16 protein-coding genes are annotated in these 22,483 nt (G+C 73.3%); 14 read left to right on the top strand and 2 right to left on the bottom strand.

What is annotated here, in order from left to right:
* Positions 1–18 precede the first annotated feature (18 nt).
* The 5 genes from arfA (at position 19) to KZC50_RS06495 (ending at position 7,289) form a co-directional block, all read left to right on the top strand.
* A complete protein-coding gene (gene arfA, locus KZC50_RS06515) occupies positions 19–1,533 on the top strand; it encodes an arabinosylfuranosidase ArfA (RefSeq protein ID WP_310891074.1) in 1,515 nt (504 codons plus the stop codon).
* A complete protein-coding gene (locus KZC50_RS06510; RefSeq protein ID WP_310891073.1) occupies positions 1,530–3,836 on the top strand; it encodes a beta-galactosidase in 2,307 nt (768 codons plus the stop codon). Before arfA ends, KZC50_RS06510 begins: the two co-directional genes overlap by 4 nt.
* 136 nt (positions 3,837–3,972) lie before the next feature.
* Positions 3,973–5,193, top strand: coding sequence for a Gfo/Idh/MocA family protein (locus tag KZC50_RS06505; protein ID WP_197272944.1), 1,221 nt, complete (start codon positions 3,973–3,975; stop codon positions 5,191–5,193).
* A 3-nt stretch (positions 5,194–5,196) separates the two neighbouring features.
* Positions 5,197–6,399 (top strand): DUF993 family protein, encoded by a 1,203-nt coding sequence (locus tag KZC50_RS06500; RefSeq protein WP_310891072.1) that lies wholly within the window; start codon positions 5,197–5,199, stop codon positions 6,397–6,399.
* Complete coding sequence (locus tag KZC50_RS06495) at positions 6,396–7,289, top strand: sugar phosphate isomerase/epimerase family protein (protein ID WP_310891071.1); 894 nt, start codon at positions 6,396–6,398, stop codon at positions 7,287–7,289. The genes KZC50_RS06500 and KZC50_RS06495 overlap by 4 nt, the downstream gene beginning before the upstream one ends.
* A gap of 206 nt (positions 7,290–7,495) precedes the next feature.
* Here the strand turns inward: KZC50_RS06495 and KZC50_RS06490 are convergent, their stop codons facing one another.
* Entirely contained in the window at positions 7,496–8,359 is an 864-nt protein-coding gene (locus KZC50_RS06490) for an AraC family transcriptional regulator (protein WP_310891070.1), read from the bottom strand.
* Between the two features lie 128 nt (positions 8,360–8,487).
* On the opposite strand from KZC50_RS06490, the gene KZC50_RS06485 reads away from it, so the two are divergent.
* The 9 genes from KZC50_RS06485 (at position 8,488) to KZC50_RS06445 (ending at position 21,150) form a co-directional block, all read left to right on the top strand.
* A complete protein-coding gene (locus tag KZC50_RS06485) occupies positions 8,488–11,817 on the top strand; it encodes a DUF5107 domain-containing protein (RefSeq protein WP_310891069.1) in 3,330 nt (1,109 codons plus the stop codon).
* On the top strand, positions 11,814–13,124 hold the full coding sequence (locus KZC50_RS06480; protein WP_310891068.1) for a cellulase-like family protein: 1,311 nt from the start codon (positions 11,814–11,816) through the stop codon (positions 13,122–13,124). Before KZC50_RS06485 ends, KZC50_RS06480 begins: the two co-directional genes overlap by 4 nt.
* A gap of 150 nt (positions 13,125–13,274) precedes the next feature.
* Positions 13,275–14,306, top strand: a complete 1,032-nt coding sequence (locus tag KZC50_RS06475) for a LacI family DNA-binding transcriptional regulator (RefSeq protein WP_310891067.1) — start codon at positions 13,275–13,277, stop codon at positions 14,304–14,306.
* The gene (locus tag KZC50_RS06470) at positions 14,306–15,304 is read left to right on the top strand and encodes a LacI family DNA-binding transcriptional regulator (RefSeq protein WP_310891066.1); all 999 of its coding nucleotides are present in this window, start codon (positions 14,306–14,308) and stop codon (positions 15,302–15,304) included. The genes KZC50_RS06475 and KZC50_RS06470 overlap by 1 nt, the downstream gene beginning before the upstream one ends.
* A gap of 78 nt (positions 15,305–15,382) precedes the next feature.
* Positions 15,383–16,726 carry a Gfo/Idh/MocA family oxidoreductase gene (locus KZC50_RS06465; protein WP_310891065.1) on the top strand — a complete coding sequence of 448 codons (1,344 nt, stop codon included), beginning with the start codon at positions 15,383–15,385 and terminating at the stop codon, positions 16,724–16,726.
* Positions 16,723–17,667, top strand: coding sequence for an NAD-dependent epimerase/dehydratase family protein (locus KZC50_RS06460; protein ID WP_310891063.1), 945 nt, complete (start codon positions 16,723–16,725; stop codon positions 17,665–17,667). The genes KZC50_RS06465 and KZC50_RS06460 overlap by 4 nt, the downstream gene beginning before the upstream one ends.
* Positions 17,664–18,563, top strand: a complete 900-nt coding sequence (locus KZC50_RS06455) for a 5-dehydro-4-deoxyglucarate dehydratase (RefSeq protein WP_310891062.1) — start codon at positions 17,664–17,666, stop codon at positions 18,561–18,563. The genes KZC50_RS06460 and KZC50_RS06455 overlap by 4 nt, the downstream gene beginning before the upstream one ends.
* On the top strand, positions 18,560–19,660 hold the full coding sequence (locus KZC50_RS06450; protein WP_310891061.1) for a mandelate racemase/muconate lactonizing enzyme family protein: 1,101 nt from the start codon (positions 18,560–18,562) through the stop codon (positions 19,658–19,660). The genes KZC50_RS06455 and KZC50_RS06450 overlap by 4 nt, the downstream gene beginning before the upstream one ends.
* Positions 19,661–19,692: 32 nt before the next feature.
* Positions 19,693–21,150: an aldehyde dehydrogenase (NADP(+)) gene (locus tag KZC50_RS06445; RefSeq protein WP_310891060.1), complete on the top strand. Its 1,458-nt coding sequence runs from the start codon at positions 19,693–19,695 to the stop codon at positions 21,148–21,150.
* Positions 21,151–21,194: 44 nt separating this feature from the next.
* Here KZC50_RS06445 and KZC50_RS06440 read toward each other — a convergent pair whose 3' ends face one another.
* Positions 21,195–22,328: a glycerate kinase gene (locus tag KZC50_RS06440; RefSeq protein ID WP_310891059.1), complete on the bottom strand. Its 1,134-nt coding sequence runs from the start codon at positions 22,326–22,328 to the stop codon at positions 21,195–21,197.
* Positions 22,329–22,483: the final 155 nt, after the last annotated feature.

Raw genomic sequence — 22,483 nt, 5'->3', positions numbered from 1 at the left:
CCGCAGAGAGGCAGTGACATGTCTGACACCACCGCGCGCCTGGACCCCTACCTGGAGATCGCCCCGATCGATCGCCGCATCTTCGGCGGGTTCGTCGAGCATCTCGGACGCCACATCTACGACGGCATCTTCGAGCCCGGCCACCCCACCGCCGACGAGAACGGGTTCCGCCAGGACGTCATCGACCTCGTCCGCGAGCTCGGCGTCAGCACCATCCGCTACCCCGGCGGGAACTTCGTCTCGGGGTACCGCTGGGAAGACGGCATCGGTCCGGTCGACGAACGGCCGCGGCGCCTGGACCTCGCCTGGCACGCCACCGAGACCAACCGGATCGGACTGCACGAGTTCCAGCAGTGGCTCGACGCGGTCGGCAGCGACCTGATGCTCGCGGTGAACCTCGGCACGCGCGGCACCGCCGAGGCCCTCGACCTCCTCGAGTACGCCAACACCATCGTCCCGACCGCGTGGACCGAGCGTCGCGCGGCCAACGGCCACCCCGAGCCCTTCGCGGTGAAGATGTGGTGCCTCGGCAACGAGATGGACGGACCCTGGCAGCTCGGGCACCGGAACGCAGAGGATTACGGCAAGCTCGCCTCGCGGACCGCCAAGGCGATGCGCCAGCTCGATCCGTCGATCGAACTCGTCGCGTGCGGGTCGTCCGGGCGGACGATGCCGACCTTCGGCTCGTGGGAGCGCGAGGTGCTGCAGCACACCTTCGACGACGTCGACTTCATCTCGTGCCACGCCTACTACCAGGAGCGCGACGGCGACGCGCAGGAGTTCCTGACCTCCGGCGAGGACATGGCCCGCTTCATCGCCTCGGTCGTCGCGACCGCCGACCACGTCGCCGCCGAGCGCGGCAGCGACAAGCGGATCATGATCTCGTTCGACGAGTGGAACGTCTGGTATCTCGATCGCTGGGAGGCTCAGCAGAAGCAGTACGGTGCCGACGAATGGCCGATCGCGCCGCGCCAGCTCGAGGACTCCTACAGCGCTCTGGATGCCGTCGTGTTCGGCGACCTCATGATCACCCTCCTCCAGCACGCCGACCGCGTGCGCTCGGCATCCCTCGCGCAGCTGGTCAACGTGATCGCGCCGATCATGACCGAGCCGGGCGGCCCGACTTGGCGGCAGACGACCTTCTTCCCGTTCTCGCTCACGTCGCGCCTGGCGCAGGGACGCGCGGTGCGCGTGCCGGTCACCGCCGGTACCGTGCCGAGCGCCCGATTCGGCGACGTCGCGGCGGTCAACGCCGTCGCGACGATCGACAACGACGGCGCGACGCTGTTCCTCGTGAACCGCTCCGTGAGCGACGCCGCGACTGTGCGGGTGGATCTGTCCCCGCTCGGCGCCGCCGGTCTCGCCGTCGTCGAGGCGCACCTCCTCCACGAGGACGACCTGGCCGCGGCCAACACGCTCGAGGACACCGATCGCGTCGGCATCCGGCGGGCGGACGCCCGGGTGACGGATGCCGAACTCACCGTCGCGCTGCCGCCGGTGTCGTGGGCGGCGATCCGGCTGGGCTCGGCGTGAACGCCGCCGCACGGGCGCGGGTGCGCCGCGACACCGCGCCCGTGCGGCGCCCCGCGATGGGGAACGACATCGACATCCGGCCGGGACTCGAGGTCACGAGTGCCGCCCTCCTCCGCGACGGTCGGCCGTGGCTCCCCGTGTCGGGCGAGCTGCACTACACACGGGTGCCCCGGGCACGCTGGACCGAACGGATCCGCCTCATGCGGGCGGGCGGCATCGACGTCGTGTCGACCTACGTCCCGTGGATCCACCATCAGCCCGAGCCGGGACCGGCCGACTTCCATGGCGAGCTCGACATCGCGGCGTTCGTCGACACCGTCCGCGCCGAGGGCCTCGAGCTCGTCCTGCGGATCGGCCCCTGGGCGCACGGCGAGCTCCGCAACGGCGGGTTCCCCGACTGGGTCCAGGCCCTCCCCGTCCGGCACCGCACCGACGACCCCGCCTATCTCGCGGTGGTGCGGGAGTGGTTCGGCGCGCTGGGGGCGGCGCTCGACGGACGCGCGCACCCCGAGAACGTCCTCGGCATCCAGCTCGACAACGAGCTCTACGATCAACCCGACCATCTCGTCACGCTCAAGCGCCTGGCCCGGGATGCCGGGCTCTCGGCGCCCCTGTGGACGGCGACCGCATGGGGGTCGGCGCAGCTACCGGAGGGTGAGGTCGTGCCGCTGTGGGGCGGGTACGGAGACGGCTTCTGGGTGGACCCCGACCAGCCGTGGGACGACACCTTCCGCGCGCATTTCTTCTTCTCCGACCGCTGGGACGATCCCGGGATCGGCGCGGACCTGCGCGCCGCCGAGGTCGCCGCCGCCTCCTCGGCATCCGAGCTCTTCCCCCGTGCCACGTGCGAGGTCGGCGGCGGCATGGCGACCGCCTACCACCGCCGCCCGCGCCCGGCGGCGCCCGACATCGCCGCCGTCGCGCACGCGAAGCTCGGCAGCGGATCGGCCTGGCAGGGGCTGTACATGTACGCCGGCGGCGCCAATCCGGTCCTCGGGACGGCAGAGAGCCAGGCGACCGGGTACCCCAACGACCTGCCGGATCTGAGCTACGACTTCCACGCCCCGATCGGCGAGGCCGGCCGCGTCGCGCCGTCGCACGCGGCGCTGCGCCTCCAGCACGCCGTGATCGAGGCGTTCGGCTCCGACCTCGCGACGATGCCGACGACGTTCCCGGACGTCGCACCCGCGGGCGTGCGCGACCGCACGACGCCTCGATGGGCGATCCGCAGCGACGGGACCCGCGGGTTCCTCTTCGTCGGGTGGCAGCAGCCGTACGAGCCCCTCGACGACCTCCCCGGCATCCGTTTCCGCGTCGAGACCGACGAGCGGACGTGGGAGGTACCCGACCGTGCGGTGACCATTCCGGCCGGCACCCTCGCGTGCTGGCCGCTCGGGCTGGCGCTCGGCGGGGTGGAGGTCGCGTGGGCGTCCGCGTCGCTCGTCACCGTCCTCGACGGCGTGGCCGAAGAAGACGCGGGTATGCGCGCCGTGCCCACGCTCGTGCTCCGCGAGGACGCGGGGATCGAGGTTCGGGCCGAGATCGACGGCACCGTCCGGACCCTGCGTCCGGGCCTCGACCCGGTGCGCGTGGCCGGCACCGAGGGGGCGCTCGACATCCTGGTCGTGCCCGCGCGCCTCGCCGCCGATCTGTGGGTGGTCGACGCCGCGACGGGACGACGACGCCTTCTCCTCTCGCGCGACGAACTGACCTGGGATCCTGCCGGCACCGTGTCGGTGCGGACCGAGGCGCCGACGCCTGACGTCCTCGAGTACCTGCCCGAGGGCCGCCGCTGGCGTCGCCGGACGTGGGAGACCCCGGTGAGCGGATGCACGGCGACGGTGATCTCGGAGCAGATCCGCGCGGGGATGACGCCGGATGCCGGGGGCTACGGCGCCCGCGACGGGCGGCACACCGCCCCCGACCGCACGGTCATCAATGCCCACGCCGCGGTGCATCGCCTGCACCTCCCCGCCACCGTCGGACGAGACGCGACCCTGCGGATCGACTGGGCGGGAGACGTCGCCCAGCTCCGCGCCGACGGGCGCATCGTCGCGGACCGGTTCTGGGACGCCTCGCCGTTCGTCGTCGACCTCGACGACCTCCGCATCAGTCCCGACATCGACCTGCAGCTGTGGATCCTGCCGCTGCGGACGGATGCCGGCATCCACCTCCCCGCCGCGGCGGCGCAGCGACTCGCGAGCGCGGCGGATGACGGAGGGTCCGCGCTGTGCGCGCTGGACGGAGCCCGCGTCGCCACTCCCGGGCGCGGGGTCGAAAAGGACGCCGCCGGAGGGCGCTGACACTCCCGCCCACCGGGAAAGCGCTTGCGGATCGAGGATCCGCCGTGGCACACTGGAATAAGTTGGAAAGCGTTTACCGCTCCTCTCGGATCGGTTCCCCGCCTCGGCGGGTCACACCCGCAGAAAGAAGGCCACCGTGAGCGACACCGCCCTCGCCCCCGCCGTCACCCCGGCATCCGTCGACCGCCCCGCCGTCCGCGAGGTCGGCATCATCATGAACGGCGTCTCGGGCCGAATGGGGTACCGCCAGCACCTGGTCCGCTCGATCCTCGCGATCCGCGACGCCGGCGGCATCCTGCTGCCCGACGGCACGCGTCTGACCGTGAAGCCGCTCCTGGTGGGACGCAGCGAGGCCAAGCTCGCCGAGCTCGCCGCCCGGCACGGCATCGAGGACTACACCACCGACCTCGACGCCGCCCTCGCCGACCCGCGCTGGGAGATCTACGCCGACTTCCTCGTGACGAAGGCCCGCTCGTCGGCCCTCCGCAAGGCAATCGCCGCGGGCAAGACGATCTACACCGAGAAGCCGACCGCCGAGACCGCCGACGAGGCGCTGGAGCTCGCGAAGCTCGCCGCCGCCGCCGGCGTGAAGACCGGCGTCGTCCACGACAAGCTCTACCTCCCCGGCCTGCAGAAGCTGAAGCGGCTCATCGATTCCGGATTCTTCGGCCGCATCCTGTCGGTCCGCGGCGAGTTCGGATACTGGGTGTTCGAGGGCGACTGGCAGCCCGCGCAGCGCCCGAGCTGGAACTACCGCGCCGAAGACGGCGGCGGGATCATCGTCGACATGTTCCCGCACTGGAACTACGTGCTGGAGAACCTCTTCGGTGAGGTCAAGAGCGTCTATGCCCAGGCATCCGTGCACATCGCCGACCGCTGGGACGAGAACGGCGAGCACTACACCGCCACCGCAGAGGATGCCGCCTACGGGATCTTCGAGATCGACGGCAACGCGGCGGGCGAGCCCATCGTCGCGCAGATCAACTCCTCCTGGACGGTGCGCGTCAACCGCGACGAGCTCGTGGAGTTCCACGTCGACGGCACGCACGGCTCGGCCGTGGTCGGACTCTTCGGCGCGAAGATCCAGCACCGGAACGCCACCCCGAAGCCGGTGTGGAACCCCGACCTCGCCGACGACCACGACTACGACGCCGATTGGGCCGAGGTGCCCACCAACGACGTCTTCCAGAACGGGTTCAAGCAGCAGTGGGAGGAGTTCCTCCTCTCGTACGCCCTCGGCACCGAGTACGAGTTCGATCTCCTCTCCGGCGCGCGCGGCGTGCTGCTGGCCGAGGCGGGACTCCGCTCGAGCCGCGAGGGCCGCAAGGTCGAGCTGACCGCACTGAGCCTGGACTGACCCGTGGGCGGCCTCACCCTCCTCGCCCCCGACGGCGCGCTCTCGCGCGTCGCCCTGCCCGACGCGCCGGCCTACACCCGGCCGACGGCGCCGCTCCGCTCGCGCGTGGCCTACGCCGCCGCGCACGTGGTGCCGCGGGTCGCGGGCGACAACACCCCGGGCCAGCCCGCCGACATCGACTGGGACGCCACGCTCGACTTCCGCCGTGCGGTGTACGGGTGGGGTCTCGGCGTCGCGGACGCGATGGACACCGCCCAGCGGAACATGGGTCTCGACGCCGCCGCGACGCGCGAGCTCATCGCCCGGTCGGCCGAGGTCGCCCGCGAGAGCGGCGGCCGGGTCGTCGTCGGGGTCAACACCGACCACGTCGAGGAGGAGCGCATCTCGCTCCGCGCCGTGACCGACGCCTTCCTCTCCCAGCTGGCCTTCACCGAGGAGCAGGGGGCGGGGCCGGTCCTCATGGCATCGCGCCACCTCGCGCGTGCGGCGGAGTCCGCCGAGGACTACCGTCGCGTCTACCGCGAGGTACTGCAGGCGGCATCCGGTCCGGTCGTGCTGCACTGGCTCGGCACCGCCTTCGACCCGACCCTCGAGGGGTACTTCGGCTCCAGCGACTGGCGTGCGGCATCCGCTGTCCTGCTCGAGATCATCGAGGAGAATGTCGACAAGGTCGCCGGGGTGAAGATGAGCCTCCTCGATGCCGCGTCCGAGGTGTCGGTGCGCGAGCGCCTGCCCGAGGGTGTGCGCATGTTCACCGGTGACGACTTCAACTACGTCGGCCTCATCGGCGGAGCCTCGGTGCCGGACGCGGCACAACCGCCCCGCGACGCGGGGGCGCGGCACCAGCACTCCGACGCGCTGCTCGGCGCGTTCGCGGCGCTCGCTCCCTCCGCCTCCGCCGCGATCCAGGCGCTCGACGCCGACGACCCCGACCGCTACCTCGCAATCCTCGGGCCAACGGAGGAGCTCAGCCGGCAGATCTTCGCCGCGCCGACCTTCTACTACAAGACCGGGGTCGCGTTCCTGTCGTGGCTGAACGGACATCAGGTCGCGTTCCAGATGGTCGGGGGCCTGCACTCCGCGCGGAGCCTTCCGCACCTCTCCCGCATCGTGGAGCTCGCCGCCGGCTGCGGCGCCCTGGAGGACCCCGAGCTCGCGGCGGACCGCTGGCACGGGATGCTGCGCGTGAACGGGGTCGACGCGTGAGCGCGGCATCCGTCGCCGGAGTTTCGGGGACTTCGCGCCTGTCGATCAATCAGGGGACGATCAAGCACGCCTCCCTCGCCGAAGCGCTGCGGGCGACGACGGATGCCGGGGTGCCGGCGATCGGGCTGTGGCGCGAGCCGGTGCAGGAGGTCGGGCTCGACGTCGCCGCGTCGATGGTCGCCGACTCGGGGCTGCGGGTGTCGACCCACTGCCGCTCGGGCTTCTTCACGATGCCCGAGGGTCCCGCGCGCCGCGCCGCCATTGACGACAACCGCCGCGCGATCGAGGAGGCCGCGACCCTCGCCGCCGCGGGGGCCGACGGCTCCGTCGCGGTGCTCGTGCTCGTCGCCGGGGCGCTGCCGGACGGGTCGCGCGACCTCATCGGAGCGCGCGCCCGGGTGCGCGACGCGATCGGCGAGCTCGCCCCGTACGCCGCCGAGGCCGGGGTGCAGCTCGCGATCGAGCCGCTGCACCCGATGTATGCGTCCGACCGGTGCGTCGTCTCGACGCTCGGCCAGGCGCTCGACATCGCCGCGGACTTCGAACCGTCGGTCGTCGGCGTGACGGTCGACACGTTCCACATCTGGTGGGATCCGGACGTCCTCCCGCAGATCGCGCGCGCGGGCCGCGAGGGCCGGATCGCCACGTACCAGGTGTGCGACTGGAAGACGCCGCTGCCCGCGGACGTGCTCCTCAGCCGCCACTACCCGGGCGACGGAGTGATCGACTTCGCGTCCCTCACCAGCGCGGTCGAGGACACCGGGTACGACCGCGACGTCGAGGTCGAGATCTTCAACGCCGACATCTGGTCGCGTCCCGCCGCGACCATCGCGCGCGAGACCGCGGCATCCTTCGGCTCCGCCGTCGCCCCGCACCTCCGGACCCCCTGACCCCTTCCCGTTCACTCGGGTCGCGCGTTCGGTGGCGCCGTCGCGCGGGTTCGCGCGGGCGGCACCCGCGCAAAGGCGCCACTGAATCGCGCGCCACCCTCTCTGACTTGTCGCCTCTCGCGGGTGTCGCGCCCTGCGACCCGCAACACGCGACAAGCGAACGGCGGTCTTGCTCGGTGGCGCCTGGTGGGCGGGCGGGCGGGGGCTCAGCCCTTGCGGTGGGCGCGGTAGGCGGTCGGGCTCGTCCCGTGGATCTTGCGGAACTGGCGGGAGAAGTAGAACGGGTCGTCCATGCCCACCTGCCGCGCGACCTCGGCGACGGTCAGATCCGTCGTGTCGAGCAGTCGCCGGGCGCGCGCCATCTTCAGCGACAGGTGGTGAGCGACGACGCCCCCACCCGTCGCCTGCCGGAACAGCGCCGCGAGGTGCGACGGCGACACGCCCACGAGCGCGGCGAGTTCGCCGACCTGCACGTGCCCGTCGACGCGCTCCTCGAGATACCGCATCGCGCGCTCGACCGGCGTGCCGTCCTCGGGCAGCAGCCGGTCGACGGCGAGCTGGGTCATCAGGCGCCACGCCATTCCGCTCGTCGCGACGAGCCGCGCGGGGGTCATGTCGCGCTCGAACGACGTGACGATCTCATCGAGGAGAGCCGTGACGCGGTCGAGCGACCGCAGCGACAACAGGGGCGCATCGGGACGGATGCCGCAGGTCTCCACCAGCTCGTCGACATCGCGTCCTCGCACATGCGCCCACCAGATCGTCCAGGGATCGTCCGCGCTCGCTCCATACGCATGAGGAGTTCCGGCGGGGAGGACGATCGCGCCGCCCGGCCCGACCCGCACGCGGGATCCCCCGATCTCCAGCCACCCCGCGCCGCCGACGCACACGATGATGATGGTCTCGGCCGCGCCTGTTTCACGACGCCGCCCGTGCTGATCCGCCTGGGGGAAGTACCCGGCGTCGGTGACGAGGATCCGCCGCGTCACCCCGCGCGCGAGCGCCGCATCGACGAGCGGCCGCGGCACGACGACGAGCCGTTGATGGTCGAAGCCGTCGGCGCGTTCCATGGCGGCATCCTCCCACGCGGCGACAGCGCGTCCACACCCTCCGGAGCCCTCTCACGATCAGCGGATCGTCCAGGCCTGGGGCACGATCACCCATGGTCCCGCGCGCGACGTCTCCGTACAGTCGACCCGTGACTCCCGACGACGACGCCCCGAGCCGCATCGAGCTCCCCGCCGCCCCCGCCGATCAGCGGGCGATCCTCGACGCCGGCGGCGTCGCCTGCTGGAGCGAGCCGCTGACGATCGACACGTACGAGGCCGGCGCCCCCGATCCGTACCCGCTGTTCCTCGACCGCCGCGTGTACCAGGGGTCGAGCGGGCGGGTGTATCCGATGCCGATGATCGACGAGGTGTCGCACGACAAACACCCGCGGTCGTGGCAGGCCATCCACCTCGAGAACGCCTATGTCCGCCTTGTGCTTCTTCCCGAGCTCGGCGGCCGCATCCACATCGGCTACGACAAGGTCGCCGGATACGACTTCTTCTACCGCAACAACGTCATCAAGCCCGCGCTCGTGGGGCTCGGGGGCCCGTGGATCTCGGGCGGCGTGGAGTTCAACTGGCCCCAGCACCACCGGCCCGCGACCTTCCTCCCCGTCGACACCCGGATCGAGCGCGAGTCCGACGGGGCCGTCGTGGTCTGGCACAGCGACCTCGACCCGCTTCAGCGGATGCGCGGTACGCACGGCATCCGTCTCCGCCCCGGATCCTCGCTCATCGAGGCGGAGGTCGCGCTCCACAACCGCACCGACACCACCCAGACCTTCCTGTGGTGGGCGAACGTCGCCGCACGCGCCCACGAGCGATACCAGTCGTTCTTCCCCGACGACGTGGCCTTCGTCGCCGACCACGCCCGACGCGCGGTCACGGCCTTCCCGCGCGCCGATCGGCCCTACTACGGCGTCGACTATCCCGCGCTCGCCGCCGCCACCCCCGACGCCGACCGCATCGACGTCTACAGCAACATCCCCGTCCCGACGTCGTACATGATCACCGACACCGACGATGCGTTCTTCGGAGGCTACGACCACGCGGCGGACGCGGGCTTCGTGCACTGGGCCGATCCCGCTCTCTCGCCCGGCAAGAAGATGTGGACCTGGGGCACGGGTGAGATCGGACGGGCGTGGGACGCGCAGCTGACCGACGACGACGGTTCCTACGTCGAACTCATGGCGGGTGTCTACACCGACAATCAGCCCGACTTCGCGTGGCTGTTGCCGGGCGAGACCAAGCGTTTCAGCCAGTTCTGGTACCCGATCCACGCCATCGGCGCGGCCCGCCAGGCGACGACGGATGCCGCGATCTCCGTCGACGGCGAAGGACGCGTCGGCGTCATGACCACCCGCACCCGGTCCGTCGTGGTGTCGATCCACGACCGCGAAGGGAACGCGCGCACGCACACCGCGACCGTCGGCCCGGACACGCCGCTCCGGCACATGCGCGAACGCGGCGGCGACGCCGGGGCGCTCTCGCGCGTGACCGTGGAGGATGCCGACACCGGCGCGCAGCTGGTCGCGTGGCGGGAGCGGCCCGCGCCCACGCGCGAACCCTGGGTGGCGACCGCTCCCCCACAGCCGGAGGAAATCGCCTCGACCGATGAGCTGCTCGTCACCGCGACGCACCTCGAGCAGTACCGACATCCGACACGCGATGCCGTTCCGTACCTGCGGGAGGCGCTCGCGCGCGACGCGGGAGACGTCCGTGCCGCGACCGCACTGGCCGCCTGGTACCTCCGTCGCGGCGAGTACGACGCGGCCTCGACGCACGGGGAGAGCGCGCTGGCGCACCAGACCCGCCGGAACCTCAACCCCCGCGACGGCGAGACGCTGTACCTGGCGGGTCTCGTTGCGGAGCGGCGGGGCGACCTGGACATCGCGGACCGGCGCTTCGCGCGCGCGTCCTGGAACGCGGCGTGGACGGCACCCGCAGCGCTCGCGCGCGCCCGGCTCGCGTTGCGCGCCGGGCGGCAGGTCGAGGCGCTGCGGCTCGCAACCGAGGCCGGGGACATCCCCGAGGCGCGTCGGCTCGCCGTGCTCGCGCTCGTCCGTCTCGACAGGCGCGCCGATGCCGAAGCGCGCGCGCGCCAACTCGTGGCGGACGATCCCCTGGACGTGGGCAATGCGCTCCTCGCTCGCGCGCTGCAGCTCACGTCATCCGTCACCGTTCCGCAGGCTCCCGCCGATCCCCGCGCGGTGCTCGACATCGCGGGCGAGTTCGCGCGAGCCGGCGCGTACGCCGAGGCCCTCGCGGCGACGGCGTCGCCGATGATCGCCGGCTTCGGGGCATCCGACACGCCGTCCGCTCTGGGGAACGTCGAACCCCTCCGACACGTGCTCCGGGCCGCGTGGGCGGATGCCGCGGGCGACGCCGCGCTCGCCGACGCGGAGCGCACGGCACTCGCCGATACGCCGCTCGCGCTGGCCTTCCCCGCCGGCCTCGACGTCTACGACGCCCTGACCCGGCTCGCGGCATCCGATTCCGCCCCTTCCGCAACGCGGACCGTCGCCCGCGCCCTCCGCGGCATGTGGCTGCTCGACGCCGGACGCGATGCGGACGCGCTCTCCGACCTCACCGCAGCGACGGATGACGGACTCGACGACCCCGTCGCGTGGCGCAACCGAGCGCTCGCGATCGTGCGCACGGGCGGTTCGCTCGACGACGCCGACCGGGCTTTCGCCGCGGCGATTGCGCTTCGCCCCGACGGGCGCCTGCTGTTCGAGCGCGACCTCCTGGCGGCGATCGCGGGCCGCACGGCCGCCGAACGCCTCGCACGGCTGGAGACCCACCCCGATGCCCTGGCGACCCGCGACGATCTCGCCCTCGCGCACGTGAGTCTGCTGCTCGACACGGACCGCATCGACGAGGCCTGGCGCATCCTCACGACGCGCATATTCCGCCCCTTCGAGGGTGGCGAGGGTCGGGTCATCGCCGCGTACGACCGCGCCGCGTGTCTCCTCGCGCGGCGCCTCCTCGACGGCGGCGAGACGGATGCCGCGATCGCGCTGCTGGAGGAGGGCATCGTCGTTCCTCCCCACCTCGGCGAGGGGCGGCATCCGGCCGAGCGTCCGACCGAGCGCCTCGTGCTTCTGGGGGACGCCCACGCCGCGGCCGGCGATGGCTGCGCGGCGCAGCGGGCGTGGGAGGCGACGTGCGCCGACAGCCCGTACGCCGTCGGCGAGCACCCCCCGGGTGAGGCGGACGTGTGGGTCGGCATCGCCCACACCCGCCTCGGGGATCGCGACCGCGCGCGCGCCGTCTGGGACGCCCTCGACGCGCGCGCCGACGAGCTCGACCGCGCGCGCGACACCGTCGACTACTTCGCCACATCCCTCCCCGAGCTCGTGGTCTTCGACGTCGACACGGCCGCCGCTCGTGCGGCGACGGCCGCCCGCCTGCGCGCGGGAGCCGCCGCGGGGCGCGCCCTCTCGGATGCCGCCACCGCCGAGAGGACCCCCGCATGAGCGACCGCTACCTGGGCTCCGGCACCGTCCCCGAGACCCGCGAGGGCCTCACCGGCACCATGCCCGCGCACCTCCCCGAGCGTCTGACGATCAGCCTGTGGGACTTCTCCTGGTACACCCGCGCCGGGAGAGGCGACCCCTACGCCGACCTCGACGCGGCGGTCGCCGACGCCGCTGCGCTCGGTTACAACGCGCTGCGGATCTGCGCGGCGCCGCTGCTCCTCTTCGGGGACCTCGGACTGGACACGCACGCGCGGGCGCTCGAGATCGAAGGACTCGGCGCGGCGCCCGGAGGCGGGTTCTACGGCCAACGCACCCGCTGGTACGACGCCCCGGGCGGGTACACGCTCGACCTCCGCTCCCACCTGCTCGCCCTGTTCGCCGCGTGCGAGCGCCACGGTCTGGTCGTCATCCTCGCGAGCTGGGAGTATCAGCAGTCCCCCGCGTTCGCCGCGTCACCGGCGTGGTTCGACGCGATCGACGCCGTCCCCCTCGCCGAGCGCTACCGGGTGCTGGCCGCCGCGTGGGACCGCATGATCGCTTTCCTGACCACGAACGGGCACCGCGAGCGCATCGCCCTCGTCGAGCTCCACAACGAGATCGACTTCTCGATCCTGCCCGCCCTCGCGGACGGCGGCATCGAGCAGGTGTCGTGGCTGCTGTCGCGGCATCCGGATCTCCTGGTCACCGCGAGCTACGGCAAGCCGCCCCACCTCGCGATGCACCGCGTGCCCGAGGGCATCGGCGCCGCGCAGTTCCACGTCTACAGCTACGGCGTGCTGGACGCGCTGCAGAAGCGGATCGACATCCGCTCCGAGGGGAGCGCGGGCTTCCCCAACGCCGAGCTCCGCGCCCTGCTGCGCCCCGACGCACCCACGGTCGCCGACTACGGCCGGGCGGCGGAGTGGAAGTACCGGGCGACCGTCGTGACGGATCAGATGATCTACGGCTACGACTGGATCGATCCGGATGCCTGGGACGCGTGGCTGCGCGCGCATGAGGGGCCGTACCTCGAGGTCATGCGGCGCGAGATCGAGTCGCGGGTGATCGCGATCGCGGAGTGGGCGCGCGCGCAGCGGATCCCGGCGCTCGTCGGCGAGGGATGGGTGGGGTACACCCCGCTCCACGGCACGTTCGAAGAGGGCCCCACAGGCCGCGCGCTCGCTGAGCACGGCATCGACACGGCGCTCGAGCACGGTGTGTGGGGCGTGGTGCTGTGCTCGAACGCGGCCCCACACCACCCGATGTGGGAGCAGCGCGCCTGGCAGCGCGCGCAGAACGCCCGCATCCTCGCCCACCCCGTCTGACGCACCCGGTTCACTTGTCGCCTCCCGCGGGTGCCGAGCCCCGCGACCCGCAAGAGGCGACAAGTGAACGGGGAGAGCCGGGCGACACGCGGGAGGTAAGCGTTTCCTGACGCCGGGCATCCGCACCCGCGGCGCTCTAGACTCGGGCCCGTGAGCGAGATCATCGCGCCTTCCCGAAGCGCTGCCACCCTGCACGATGTGGCGCGCGAGGCCGGCGTGTCCCTGGCGACCGCGTCCCGCGTGCTCAACGGCTCGACCCGCAAGGTCGCCGAGAGCTACCGCGAGCGCGTCGAAGCCGCCGCCGAGAAGCTCGGCTACACCGCGAACCTCTCCGCGCAGGCGACGGCCCGCGGCACCTCCGCGATCGTCGCGCTGCTCGTCGCCGACATCGCCGACCCCTACTTCGGCCAGCTCGCCTCCGGCGTCGCCCGCGGCGCCGACGAAGCGGGCCTCGTCGTCACGATCGCCATCACCGAGCGCGACGCCCAGCGCGAGACGCGTCTGGTGCGGGCCCTCCGCGGCCAGCGCCCGCGCGGCCTCATCCTCGCGGCATCCCGCACCGACGGCCCGGACTCCGTCGGACTGGATGCCGAGCTCTCCGCCTTCGCGGCCGGCGGGGGGCAGATCGTCTCCCTCGGCCCCGACGGTCCGGGCCGGGCCGTGTCGGTCGACAACGTCGGCGGTGCGACGGCGCTCGGCGCGCAGCTCGCCGCTCTCGGCTACACCCGCGCGGTCATCATCGCCGCGGGGGTCGGCATCCGCACGTCCGACGATCGCGTCGCCGGCTTCACCGCCGGCTTCACCGGGGCCGGCGGTGTGGTGCAGGAGGTCGTCCGCGGCGGGTTCACGCGCGACGCCGGTTACGACACCGCGCGCGCCCTCCTCGAGCGCGGGCTCGAACCCGGCACCCTCGTCTTCGGCATCAGCGATGTCGTGGCGATCGGCATCATGTCGGCGGTGCGGGATGCCGGACTCCGCGTGGGCGCCGATATCGCCGTGGCGGGTTTCGACGACATCTCCACGGGCCGCGACATCCGTCCGGGTCTGACGACGGTGCGCGTGCCGCTGGAGGACCTCGGCTACCGCGCCCTGCACGCCGCCGTCGACGCGGAGTGGGCGCCCGACCCGCAGCCGCTCCCCCTCGAGGTCATCGTGCGCGGGAGCACACCGCCGCGCCGCTGATGGCCCGCCGTCCCGCCGTCGTCACGATCGCGGACGTCGCCGCGCGCGCCGGCGTCTCGCTGTCGACGGTCTCTCGCGCGCTGAACGGCAACCCCACGGTCGATCCGACTCTCGCCGAGCGCGTGCGCGCCGCCGCCACCGAGCTCAACTACACCGCCAACCCTTGGGCGCGGAGTCTCGTCTCGGGGCGCACGCAGACGATCGCCGTCGTCGTTCCCGATCTCGCGAACCCGACCTTCCAGACGATCCTGCGGGGCCTCGGCCGCGCGGCCGCCGCCGACGACTTCCACGTGCTCGTCTCCGATTCGGCCGAGTCCGTCGACGCCGAACGCACCCTCGCCACGACGACACGGCGGCGCACCGACGGAGTCATCCTCTGCGCCCCGCGGATGCCGCAGCCCGACCTCGACGCCCTCTCGGCGACGCTCACCCCGCTCGTGCTCGTGAATCGCACCTCCCCCGACGTCGCGAGCGTCCGCGCGGACTACGGCGCCGCCCTCCGCGCGCAGCTCGACGACCTTCACCGGCTCGGACATCGCCGGATCCTCCATCTCTCCGGCGCACCGGGCAGCGCCTCGGGCGCGCAGCGCGCGGAGGCCCTCGACGCGTTCGCCGCGGCGCACCCCGAGGTCGATCTGCGTCGCCTTCCCTGCGGAGTGGACGCGGATGCCGGGGCCGCCGCCGCCGACGCCGTGCTCGACTCCGGCGCCACGGCGGCGCTCGCCTTCAACGACCTCGTCGCCGTCGGCCTCCTCGACGCGGTCCGTCGCCGCGGATGCCGCGTGCCGGACGACCTGTCGATCGTGGGATTCGACGACATCCCCTTCGCCCGCTTCACCACGCCGGCCCTCACGACGGCGGCCGTCCCCGCCGAGGAGCTCGGTCGCGCGGCATGGGTGCGGATGCGGGCCCTCCTCTCGGGCGAGGCTCCTCCACCGTCGCTCACGCTCGTCCCGGAGACGGTGGTGCGCGCCACGACCGGCCCGCCACCTTCCTGAGCGGCATCCGTCGCAGCACGGGCGAGCGCTTTCCCGCACCCTCTGCTACCCTGAGAAAAGGTTTTCTGAAGGAGAGAGATGTCTCGTCGTCGCTACGCCCTCATCGGTGCGGGCCACCGCGCCCACATGTACGTCGACGCCCTGACAGGCCCATACGCCGAGACCGCCGAGCTCGTCGCGATCTGCGAGCCGAACCCCGTGCGCGCCGCGTACCACGCGGACCGCGTCCGGGCGGCGACGGGGGTCTCCCCCGCGGTGTACGGCCCCGACGACGTCGAGACGATGATCCGCACCGAGCGGGTCGATCGCGTGATCATCTGCGCGCGCGATGATCTGCACGCCTCGCTGATCGTGCGGTCGCTGGATGCCGGTGCCGACGCGGTCGTCGAGAAGCCCCTCACGATCGACGCCCCGAGCGCCGCGGCCATCGAGGACGCGATCGACCGCACCGGCCGCGACGTCGTCATCACCTTCAACTACCGCTACTCGCCGCGGAACTCCGCCCTGCGCGAGCTGATCCAGCGCGGCGACATCGGCCGCGTCACCTCGATCGACTTCTCGTGGATGCTCGACACCAAGCACGGCGCCGACTACTTCCGCCGCTGGCACCGCGAGAAGAAGCACTCCGGCGGACTGCTCGTCCATAAGGCCAGCCACCACTTCGACCTGGTCAACTGGTGGATCCGATCCGAGCCCCGCCGGGTGTTCGCCTCCGGGGGTCTCCGCTTCTACGGCGCCGAGAACGCAGCGTCCCGCGGCGAGGGCGCGGACAGCGATCTGTTCGGTCTCGACATCCGCCAGGACGCGGTACTCGGCGCGCTGTACGGCGACGCCGCGGCGCACGACGGCTACCGCCGCGACCGCGACGTGTTCTCCGAGGGCATCACGATCGAGGACAACCTCGCCCTCGTCGTCGACTACGCCTCCGGCGCGACGCTCAGCTACTCCCTCAACGCCCATGCTCCGTGGGAGGGCTACCGCGTCGCGGTCAACGGCACCGAGGGCCGCGCCGAGCTCGAGGTCGTCGAGCGCGGTGCGGTGCTGCCCGACGAGGGCCTGCACCCCGTGCTCGATCCGAGCGCCACGGATGCCGGATCCTCCGGATCGCTCCGCACGGAGGGCGAGCGCCTCCTCGTGCAGCGGCACTGGGAGGCTGCGCGCGAGGTCGAGATCCCCGACGCCGGCGGCGGCCACGGCGGCGGCGACCGACTGCTCCTCGCCGACGTGTTCGAGGGGCCCGGCGACGATCCGCTCGGGCGTCCGGCGGACTGGCGCGACGGGGTCCGCTCGATCGCCGTCGGGATCGCCGGCAACCGCTCGCTCGAGACGGGCCAGCCGGTGCGGGTCGCCGAGCTCGGCATCCGTCTCCTCGCCGACACTCCCGCAAGCGCGACCGCGACCGCCGGGATCCCGGCGCCGTGAGCCGCATCGTCGTCACGGGCGGATCCGGCCGCCTCGGCCGCACCGTCGTGGCGGGGCTCGCCGCCGCCGGGCACGAAGTCGTGAGCCTCGACCGCGCACGCCCCATCGACACGACGCCTTCCGCGGAGGGCGTCACCCACATCGACGTCGACCTCACCGACGCGGATGCCGCGCGACAGGCCCTCGTCGATGCCCACGCCGATGCGCTCATCCACCTCGCGGCGATCGCGGTGCCGTTCAGCGCACCCGAGGACGTGATCCTCCGCACCAACACCGCCCTCGCCCTCAACGTCCTCGGCGGAGCGGCGGGGGTCGGCATCCGTCGCATCGTCACGGCGTCGAGCCCGACGGTGCTCGGCTACGGTGCGCCGAACGGCTGGCTGCCCGACCGCTTCCCGCTCGACGAGACGACCCCGGCCCGCCCGTGGAACGCGTACGCGCTGTCGAAGCTCGTCGCCGAGCAGACGATCGCGATGCTCGCCCGCGAGGTGTCTCCCGACATCCGCTTCGCCGCGTTCCGCCCCTGCTACGTGATCGCCCCGGAGGAGTGGCGCGGCGCCCCCACCCAGCAGGGCAACACGGTCGCCGAGCGCCTCGACGACCCCGCCCTCTCGGCGCCCGCGCTGTTCAACTACGTCGACGCGCGCGACGTGACCGGATTCCTCGAGGCCTTGCTCCCTGCGATGGGAGACCTGCCTCCGGCCGAGGTGTTCTTCGTGGGTGCCGCCGACGCCCTCGCCCGTGACCCGCTCGCCGAGCTGCTCCCCCGGTTCCTCCCCGGATCCGACGCGCTCGCCGCCGACCTCACCGGGACGACGCCGGCGTTCTCCTCCGCGAAGGCGGAACGGATGCTCGGCTGGAGCCCGACGCGATCCTGGCGGAGCGAGCTCGCGGCCTCCGCCCCTTCCTCTCCCGCATCCCGAAAGGACGTGCCGGCATGAACCTCGACGGCATCCTCTTCTTCCCCGTCACCCCCTTCGACACCGCCGACCGCGTCGACGAGGACGTCCTCGCCGCGCACATCGCCGGCGGTCTCGCGCACGCGCCGGGTGCGGTGTTCCCCGCGTGCGGGACGGGCGAGCTCCACGCACTGTCCGAGAGCGAGGCGGCGCGCGTGGTGCAGGTGGCGACCGCGACCGTCGCCGGCCGCGTCCCGGTGATCGCGGGCACCGGCGGCCCGCTCGGGCACGCGATCCGCCTCGCGCGTGCGGCGGCGGATGCCGGTGCCGACGCCCTTCTGGTGCTCCCGCCGTACCTCGTCGGGGGCCCGCAGGCGGGACTCGTCGCGTATGTCGAGGCGGTCGCCGGCGCCTCCGACCTCCCCGTTATCGTGTACCACCGCGGGACGGCGCAGTTCTCCGTGGACAGCATCCGCACGCTCGCACGGAACCCGAAGGTCATCGGGCTCAAGGACGGCGTCGGCGACATCGGCCTCGCGCAGCAGATCGTGCGCGCCGTCCGCGCCGAAGGCCGGGAGGACTTCGCCTTCTTCAACGGCCTCCTCACCGCCGAACTGACCCAGGCCGCGTACCGCGGCATCGGCATCCCGCTGTACTCCTCGGCGGCGTTCGCGATGATCCCCGAGGTGGCGAACGCCTACTACCGCGCCTACGTCGCCGGCGTCGAGGAGCGGCGCCTCGCCCTCCTCGACGGCTTCTACACGCCGCTCGTCGCGCTCCGCGACGAGACGCCCGGATTCGGGGTGTCCCTCGTCAAGGCGGGGCTGCGCCTCGGCGGTCTCTCCGTCGGATCCGTCCGGGCACCGCTGGTCGACCCGAGCCCCGCCCAGAAGGCGCGACTCGCCGACATCCTCGCCGCCGGACGGACGCTGGTGTGAGCACCGGAGTGATCACCCTCCGCTCGCTCGATGCGCGACTCGTGCGCGTGCCGCTGACGCGCCCGTGGGGATCGGGGGTGACCTCGGTCGGCGTCGTCGCGACCCACGCCGTGCGCAGTGACGGTGCCGAGGGCTGGGGCTTCTCGTGGACGCCGCAGATCGGCGCGGAAGCCGTGCACGCGCTGCTGGTGAACGACATCGCTCCGGTCGCCGTCGGCGGTCCCGGCGAGCCGGGCGAGGGGTGGAGCCCGATGTGGCAGCACCTCCACGAAGCCGGAGGTGGCGGACTCACCACCATCGCCCTCGCCGGTCTCGACCTCGCCCTGTGGGATGCCGCCGCCCGGGCCGACGACGCCTCCGTCTCGGGATGGCTCGGCGCGCAGCGCGAGGCCGTCCGCGCCTACGGCAGCGGGGTGAACCTCCACTACCCGATCGACGACCTCGTCGCCCAGGCCGAGCGGTGGACGGATGCCGGATTCGACGCGGTGAAGGTGAAGGTCGGCAAGCCCGAGGTCGCCGAAGACCTCGACCGCCTGCGCGCGGTCCGCGCGGTGATCGGCCCCGACCGCGCGCTGATGATCGACGCGAACCAGCGGTGGGAGCTCGACCGTGCCACCGCCGCACTCGAGGTCCTCGCGGAGGTGTCCCCGGCGTGGATCGAAGAACCGCTGCGCGCCGAGGACCTGTGGGGGCACACCGAGCTCGCCCGCCGGCTCGCCGCATCGAGCGGCATCCCGATCGCCGTCGGCGAGAACCTGCACACCGTGCACCGGTTCGACGAGTACCTCCGCGCGGGCGCCGCGCAGATCGTGCAGCCGAACATCGTCCGGGTGGGCGGGATCACCCCGTTCCTCGGGATCGCCGCGATCGCCGCCGAGTACGGCACCGCCGTCCACCCCCACCTCCTGCCGGAACTGTCGACCCAGGTCGCCCGCACGCTCCGGGCGACCCCGGGCGTCGCGGAGCCGATGGTGGAGGACGTCGAGGATGCCGGCTTCGGCGACCTCGGCGCGCTCCGCGACCCGTCCCCGGTCACCGTCCGCGACGGATACGCCGTCGAGAACGCCCACGTCGGGCTCGGCATCCGTTTCCGCTGAGCGCGCCTCCCCCCGCTTCGAAAGGACCCGCCATGAGCACCACGACCGCTGAGCTGGATGAGCGCACCACCGCCGCCGAGGCCGCCGCGCCCGCGTGGCGCGCGGCGGGCGCCGGGACGCGGGCCGCATGGCTCCGCGCCGCCGCCGACGCGCTCGACGCCCACGCCGATGAGCTCGTGCCCCTCGCCGACGCCGAGACCCGCCTCGGCGAGACCCGGCTGCGCGGCGAGGTCGCGCGGACGAGCGGACAGCTGCGCCTGTTCGCCGGCGTGGTCGAGGAGGGCGCGTACCTCGAGGCGATCGTCGACGACGCCGATGCCGCGGCCACCCCGCCGCGTCCGGAGCTTCGCCGCATGCTCACCGGCGTCGGCCCCGTGGCGGTGTTCTCGGCCTCGAACTTCCCCTTCGCCTTCTCCGTCGCCGGCGGCGACACCGCCTCCGCGCTCGCCGCGGGGAACCCCGTGATCGTCAAGGCCCACTCCGGGCACGTGCGCCTGTCGCGGCGGACGGCCGAGATCGTCGCCGCCGCGCTCGTGGACGCCGGTGCGCCGGTCGGATCGCTCGGGCTCGTCGAGGGTCGGGAGGCCGGCGAGGCGCTGGTACGGCATCCGTCGATCCAGGCCGTCGGATTCACCGGGTCGGTCTCGGGCGGCCGGGCGCTGTTCGACCTCGCGGCCGGCCGGCCCGATCCGATCCCGTTCTACGGCGAGCTCGGGAGCGTCAACCCCGTCGTGCTGACCGCGGGCGCCGTCGCGGCGCGGGGTCCTGCCCTCGCGGAGGGACTCGTCGGGTCGTTCACGCTCGGCGTCGGACAGTTCTGCACCAAGCCCGGCGTGGTGTTCGTGCCGCGCGCGACGGGGTTCGCCGAGCTCGTCGCGTCGCGGGTCGCGGGGGCCGCGGGCGGTCGTTTGCTGACCGACCGCATCACCGAGGCCTTTCCCGAGGGCCTCGCGCACCTCGAGGCCGACCCGTCGGTGACGGTGGTCGCTCGGGGAGGGGCCGGGGGTGCCGACGCGGCGACGCCGACCGTGCTCGCCACGGATGCCGCGGCCGTCGCCGCGCGCCCCGACACCCTGCTGGAGGAATGCTTCGGACCGGTCACCCTGCTCGTGCACTACGACGGGCCGGAGGATCTGCTCGCGGCGCTGCGGGCGGTGCCCGGGTCGCTGACCGCGACGCTCCACAGCGAAACGGGCGAGGAGGTGACCGAGGTCGTCGCCGTGCTCGAGCGCCGGGCCGGTCGCGTTCTGTTCGCGGGGTGGCCGACCGGTGTCGCGGTGACGTGGTCGCAGCACCACGGCGGCCCCTGGCCCGCGACGACGTCGCTGCACACGTCCGTGGGGGCCACGGCGATCCGCCGGTTCCTCCGCCCGGTCGTGTTCCAGGACGCCCCCGCACACCTCCTCCCGGAGGTGCTGCGCGACGAGGCGCTCGCCACCATCCCGCACCGGCGGAACGGCATCCTCCGGGTTCCGGCTCTCCGGCGCTGAGCTACGCCTTGCGGTGCGCGGTCCGGCGGCGTTCACGGCGGCGTTCAGGCGTCGGTGGCACCGCGGGCGAGGGACGCACCGGCCTCCGCGAGCCACCGCGCGGGGTCGGCCATCGCCTCGGCGGCGGATCCCGCGAGCACCGTCAACGACACGGATGCCGCGAACCCCGCGAGGTCGGCGACGGCGACGTCATCGGCGATGCGACCCGCGACGAGCGCGACCGGGGTGGCGGCATCCGTCGCCAGTCGCGCCACGTGCGTCGGGACCTTTCCGGCCGCCGACTGCCCGTCGAACGAACCCTCGCCGGTGAGCACGAGGTCTGCGGCGTCGAGGGCCGCGGACAAGCCGATGAGCTCGGCCACGGCACCGGCCCCCGGGACGAGATCCGCACCCCAGACCCGCAGCGCGTAGCCGGTGCCGCCCGCGGCGCCCGCTCCGGGGGCGTCGGGGTCGCCGCCGAGCAGCGTCGACAGACGCGTGAGCCCGGCATCCATCCGGGGGAGGTCGTCGGGCGCGGCGCCCTTCTGCGGAGCGAAGACGTGCGCGGCACCCGCCGGGCCGAGGAGGCCGTGGGTGACGTCGGAGAGCACCGTCGCGCCGCCGGGCGGGAGCGGGCGGAGCCCGGTGAGGTCAGCGCGCGCGATGTCAGCGAGCCCCCGGGCACCGGGCGCGACGGGGCGACCGCGGTCGTCGAGGAACCGCGCGCCCAGTGCGGTGAGCATCCCCGTGCCGCCGTCGGTCGAGGCGCTCGAGCCGATGCCGAGGACGAGGCGGGCGACGCCGTGGTCCAGGGCCGCGGCGATCATCTCGCCGAAGCCGCGGGTGTGCGCGTCCCACGGGCGGAGGGCGTCGGGGCCGAGGAGTTCGATTCCGCTGGTGCTTGCGAGCTCGACGACGCCGGTGGGGCCCGAGCCGTCGCCGGCGGGGAGGAGCACCCAGGAGGCGTCGACCGGGTGGTCGTCCGGGCCGGTCACGGTCACCGGCATCCGGCGCGCTCCGGGCACCGCGGCGGCGAACGCGTCGAGCGTCCCCTCGCCCCCGTCGGCCATGGGGAGGAGGCGGATCTCATCTCCCGGTCGCGCCGCGGCCCACCCGCGCGCGAGGGCGCCGGCGGCGGCGGCCGCGCCGATCGTCCCCTTGAAGGAATCGACGGCGATCACGATGTTCCGCGCTGTCATCCCCCCAGTATGCCGCCCCGCACCCCGCGTCGGAAAGCGCTTCCCGTTGTGTGAGAGGCCACCGTTCGCCCCGTCCCCACCCTCGCCCGTACCGAACTCCTCAAAATCCTCCGCCCCCGCCCCGACACTCCGCCTCCCGGCGCCGGATTCCCCCG

The organism is Microbacterium aurantiacum (genome assembly GCF_031625015.1).
In the GTDB taxonomy this organism is placed as follows: Bacteria; Actinomycetota; Actinomycetes; order Actinomycetales; family Microbacteriaceae; genus Microbacterium; species Microbacterium aurantiacum.
The sequence above is the reverse complement of the archived record's forward strand: the minus strand, read 5'-3'. Positions and strand labels throughout refer to the sequence as shown.

Bases quoted from the DNA above. Each gene is read 5' to 3' on its own strand.
- KZC50_RS06465 (WP_310891065.1), top strand. From the start codon at position 15,383: ATGTCTCGTCGTCGCTACGCCCTCATCGGTGCGGGCCACCGCGCCCAC.
- arfA (WP_310891074.1), top strand. From the start codon at position 19: ATGTCTGACACCACCGCGCGCCTGGACCCCTACCTGGAGATCGCCCCG.
- KZC50_RS06490 (WP_310891070.1), bottom strand. From the start codon at position 8,359: ATGGAACGCGCCGACGGCTTCGACCATCAACGGCTCGTCGTCGTGCCG.
- KZC50_RS06480 (WP_310891068.1), top strand. From the start codon at position 11,814: ATGAGCGACCGCTACCTGGGCTCCGGCACCGTCCCCGAGACCCGCGAG.
- KZC50_RS06440 (WP_310891059.1), bottom strand. From the start codon at position 22,328: ATGACAGCGCGGAACATCGTGATCGCCGTCGATTCCTTCAAGGGGACG.
- KZC50_RS06455 (WP_310891062.1), top strand. From the start codon at position 17,664: ATGAACCTCGACGGCATCCTCTTCTTCCCCGTCACCCCCTTCGACACC.
- KZC50_RS06445 (WP_310891060.1), top strand. From the start codon at position 19,693: ATGAGCACCACGACCGCTGAGCTGGATGAGCGCACCACCGCCGCCGAG.
- KZC50_RS06470 (WP_310891066.1), top strand. From the start codon at position 14,306: ATGGCCCGCCGTCCCGCCGTCGTCACGATCGCGGACGTCGCCGCGCGC.